Below are 408 nucleotides of genomic sequence, written 5' to 3' on the forward strand. Positions count from 1 at the left end.
AGGGGGATAGTATTCAAGGCTCCCAAAGCCGCTCAAACACCCAAAAAACACCGAGAAAGATACAAGAAACTTTGAGCGGTGTATTGCGCAATAGTCTCCTAATGGGCGAAGCAATTCTCCTCGCTCTAAGCAAAGTTCATGCATCGACTCATAATCCTCGCCTCCACACAAATAACTCGCCAGTGCAATAACTAAAATATCACTTAACTTATGCTTGCAACGACCCACTACCCGTGGGTCTTCTACCTTAGAAAAATAATCTTGTACATCCATAACTCAAAGATAAGCCTATTTTGATGCGGTTGCCCTGCAAAGTACAAACGACTCACTTTGGACAATAGAAAGACCATTGCTAATTGCATTGGACTCGGCAAATCTATCACTGAAATTGCGCAAATTCTTAGTGTG

1 protein-coding gene is annotated in these 408 nt (G+C 42.4%); it reads right to left on the reverse strand.

The window, feature by feature from the left end; translation table 11 throughout:
• Window positions 1–273: transposase family protein (locus HQ48_RS09520; RefSeq protein WP_235300212.1), on the reverse strand; the 273-nt coding region annotated here is incomplete at its 3' end.
• Window positions 274–408 lie beyond the last annotated feature (135 nt).

It is taken from the genome of Porphyromonas sp. COT-290 OH3588 (assembly GCF_000769075.1).
Taxonomy (GTDB): domain Bacteria; phylum Bacteroidota; class Bacteroidia; order Bacteroidales; family Porphyromonadaceae; genus Porphyromonas.